Annotated in this window: 3 protein-coding genes and 1 pseudogene; 1 reads left to right on the top strand and 3 read right to left on the bottom strand. The window is 61.5% G+C overall.

Annotated features, from left to right (window positions below):
- Positions 1-282: 282 nt before the first annotated feature.
- Entirely contained in the window at positions 283-1923 is a 1641-nt protein-coding gene (locus GV832_RS21405) for a calcium-binding protein (protein WP_227754606.1), read from the top strand.
- Positions 1924-1959: 36 nt separating this feature from the next.
- Here the strand turns inward: GV832_RS21405 and GV832_RS22410 are convergent, their stop codons facing one another.
- The 3 genes and pseudogenes from GV832_RS22410 to GV832_RS21390 all read right to left on the bottom strand — a co-directional run.
- Entirely contained in the window at positions 1960-2082 is a 123-nt protein-coding gene (locus GV832_RS22410; protein ID WP_265332539.1) for a hypothetical protein, read from the bottom strand.
- A 52-nt stretch (positions 2083-2134) separates the two neighbouring features.
- Positions 2135-2572: pseudogene (locus tag GV832_RS22725) on the bottom strand (DNA primase); the annotation flags it as partial.
- Between the two features lie 12 nt (positions 2573-2584).
- The coding region (locus GV832_RS21390) for a strawberry notch C-terminal domain-containing protein (protein ID WP_227754605.1) at positions 2585-3908 on the bottom strand (1324 nt) is incomplete at its 5' end.

Raw genomic sequence — 3908 nt, 5'->3', positions numbered from 1 at the left:
CCAGCGCTCGATCTTGCGCCGCTCGGAGACGGAAAGATGGGAAAACCGGATCTTCATTCTCAGCTCCTTGTCTGGTCCCAAACATCAAGGAACCATGAAAAGTCGCATTCCAGAATAGCGCGCACCCCTCAGAATAGCGCGCACCCGATAATCATGATTATGTCGCATTCCTTAACGAAGACATAGTTGGAGTAGCCTGTCCAGGCCATCTGAGGGGCTCCCACAGTTGCTCAAAGGTGTTATGCTATTACCATAGAGCTCCCAGACCGGGGCTTGTTTTTCATGGAGGCTAGAATGGTTGTTTCGATGGGCGACGACTCAGACAATTTCTTTTTTGGAACCCCGAGTGCGGATACCATTTACGGGCTTGGCGGAAATGACCAGTTTTATTCCTACTTGGGACTTGATTTAATTTTCGGCGGTGATGGAAACGATTATATGGCAGGTCGCAATAACGCCGAAGAGGCCTATGGGGGCGCGGGTGATGACACTCTGTTTAATGTTTCTAAGAAATCCTATGGCGGTCTTGGCAAAGACAGAATAGAGGGCTCAGGCTCTCTTTATGGTGGACAGGGCATGGACACATTAGGGAGTCCTTCCCCATACGATAGGGTTAGTTCAGGATCGATTTATGGCGGACAGGACAGAGACTTTTTGTATGGATCTGGCTCACTTTATGGTGGGGAGGGCATGGATATTGTGGATGGGTCCGGCTCGCTTTATGGTGGAGCGGGCGACGACGGTATGTCCGGGTCCGGTTCGCTTTATGGTGGAGCAGGCGACGACGGTATGTCTGGGTCTGGTTCGCTTTATGGTGGAGCAGGCGACGACAATATAGGCATTAGACACTTTGTGCCGCTTTTTGGCTTTTTTTTCGGCGGGATGGGTGAGGATACCGTTTTTGGCTTAGGCTCGCTTTATGGCGGTGTAGGCAACGACGATTTGAGTGGTTCGGGCTCTCTCTATGGGGGGGAAGGGAACGACAGGCTGATGTATACCAATTTGAAGGATTTTTCCGAATCACGATTGTTTGGGGGGGAGGGTAGCGATCTGTTCGACGGACCGGGCGAGGCGGGTTCTGGTACCGTGTTTTATGGCGGCGAAGGAGGCGATGTATTCAATCAGACAATGGCAACATGTTTTGGAGGCGCTGGCGACGATTTATTCCTCAACATGTCTTCTAATAGCCTGTTCGGGGGCAACGGACGCGACACGATCTTTGGCAGTTCTGGCCATGGCGACGCCGGCGACGACATCTTGGTGGATGGTTGGCTTTTCGGCAAACTCTATAAAGTCGACGGCAATCTATATGGCGGTGCGGGTTCGGACTATCTCTCAGGCAACGGCGGCAATGATTCTCTGTATGGTGGCGCGGGAGAAGATTTAATGTGGGCGGGCTGGGACACAGACCTAGCCCATGGTGGTACCGGAGCAGACAGCATTCATGCCGGAGATGGGGACGACGTCGTCTACGGCGATAATGGGGACGATCAATTGTTTGGCGATGGTGGAAGTGATCGCCTCAGTGGCGGGTCGGGAGCGGACACACTCTTGGGAGGTGCTGGCGATGACACTCTCTTCGGGGGCGCTGGCAAAGACTTGCTTTTGGGCGGCGAAGGCGTTGACGTCCTCAGTGGCGGCGAAGGCCGAGACGCATTCGATTTCGTCAGCCTGAGTGGGATGGGGCTGGGCACGGCACGCGACCAGATCATCGACTTTGTCGCGGGCCAAGACAGGGTCCGTCTGTGGATGCCAGAGGCCGTGACTTTCATTGGCAACGATGGCTTCACCGGGACGGTCGGAGAGGTGCGCTACGATCGGACGGCGCAAGAGTTGGAAATTGACTCCGACGGCAATGGAGAAACGGATGTAGCGATATGGCTTGGGATTGACAGCTTTGCGGCACGCGACCTGATCTTGTGACGCAAGGCTCCTCGCCGGGCCGGGTTATTGGTCGGCTCAGAAGCCGACCTCGTCGTCGCGGTCGCGATCGACCAGCTCGGGACCGTCGGCCTCGGTCGCCTTCGGGCGGCTGAGTAAGTCGACCTTCTCGGCGATGATCTCGCAGCCGTAGCGGTCCACACCTGGGGTGGAAGCGGAGGGCGCTCCCAGAGACGGCACGGGTGATGCCGCGGCTTTTCAGGTAGGTCTCCGCAAGCGTGCCCTGGATCGGCAGACTGGCAGCGAAGAGGCGCGCGGCGGCCTCCGGGGAACCGCCGGGGGCCTTGGGCTTGCGGCGCGACGGGTTCTCCGGGACAACAAGCGCCGGACGGCCAAGATGGGCTCGGGCCTCGGCGAGGAGATCGGGGAAGCGCGTGATCCCCGTTCGCTCCCGGATGATGTCGAGGAGGTCGCCATGCTCGCCGGTTGCGGCATCGCTCCAGCGGCCTCGGCATCCCGGGCCGGAGGTTGGTCCTTCCAGCCGCACGAAGAGCGAGCGGCCGGGATTGTTCTGCAGGTCTCCGACCAGCCACCAGGAGCCCTCCCGCCGTCCGGCGGGAAGGTAATGACGGCAGACGGTTTCAGCCTGGGCGGCCAGCTCGCGCAAGAGGTCTTCGGTGTCCAATGACATGTGCTCTCCAATTCAACCTTCGCGGGCATCGAGGGACTGAAGGGGCAAAGGTTCAAGAACACCGGCCAGAATGGGTATACCTGTCGCATCCACAGGGACGAAGAGCCGGAGCTTCCAGGCGATGATTTCCGAGAAGAGGCCCATCGCCTTGAGGCGATCCTTCTCGGTCGCCGGAAGGCCCGAGAGCTCGATCCTTTGCGCGCCCATGACCCGGGCGCGGTGAAGCTCCATGGCGCACGCGAGCATGGCGCGGGTCTTGCCCGCGAGGAGGAGAGCGTGGAGATCGGCAGGGGCGATCTTGGGGGCCGCGCCCCTAGCGAGCTTGCTCGCGACCCAAGCGGGCGAGACCTTGCGGCCGATGAGCCGTTCCCCAGCATCGGTCTGCAGGCGGTAGACCCGGGTCTCGTCAGGGGGCAGCTCCTTCCAAATGGGGAGGAGCAGGCCCGAGACGAGATGCAGGGTCGTCTCCGAGGTCTCCGGGACCTCGGAGAGCTCGGCCTCCCAGGCGGCGGAGAAGGCCTGGCGATCCGCCTCGAGCCAGTGGCTGTCGTCGAGGCTGCGGGTCGGCACCGTGATCCGCTCCATCGGGCGGATCAACCTGACGCGCGGCTCGATCGTGCCGTCATCGAGCATCAGGCTTGGCGCTCCGATCTGCGCTGCTGCTCGGCCGGAGCGGGCGTTGACCAGAAGCCGGGCCTTCGGCTCGGCATACCAGTTCAGCGCCTCGGCGAGCGGGATCGGCGCATTGCGACGGGTCTCCGCGATGGTGATGAGCTCGGTCTCGGCGCCCGAGCCCGGGTGGCGGTGGATCACCTGGCGGCTCGTGACGCGGAAGCTCTCGGCGCGGAGCGTCTCGAGGCCGAGATCATAGACCCCGGCGGCCTTGGCCCCCTCGATGCGGGCGTCGAGGAGATCCTCGAAGGCCGAAAACAGCACCTCCTGCATGTCGAGCGTCAGGGCGAGCAGGCGGTTCAGGAAGGTGGTGATTGGCGGGAGCACGTCCTTCAGCCCGGTGTCGTCGGTGAGGCTCAGCCCCGTGGCCTCCTCGAAGGCGCCGAGCGAGCAGCCGGGCAGATCGCCGCGATGGATGCGGCGGTAAAGCTGGCGGAGCGCATCGCGGGCGTAGGGGCTTTCCAGGTTGTCCTCTGGGCGGAAGAGGCCCTGGCCCCCAGTCTGGCGCTGGCCGCGTGTGATGGCGCCCAAGGTGTCGAGCCTCCGCGCGATGGTGGAGAGAAACCGTTTCTCCGCCTTCACATCGGTGGCCACGGGCCGAAAAAGCGGCGGCTGCGCCTGGTTGGTGCGGTTGGTCCGTCCGAGGCCTTGGATCGCGGCATCG

The sequence above is a fragment of the Stagnihabitans tardus genome (assembly GCF_009925085.1).
GTDB lineage: Bacteria > Pseudomonadota > Alphaproteobacteria > Rhodobacterales > Rhodobacteraceae > Stagnihabitans > Stagnihabitans tardus.
The sequence above is the reverse complement of the archived record's forward strand: the minus strand, read 5'-3'. Positions and strand labels throughout refer to the sequence as shown.

Excerpts from the sequence above, each read along its gene's own strand:
- GV832_RS21405 (WP_227754606.1), top strand. The coding sequence starts at position 283 with ATGGAGGCTAGAATGGTTGTTTCGATGGGCGACGACTCAGACAATTTC.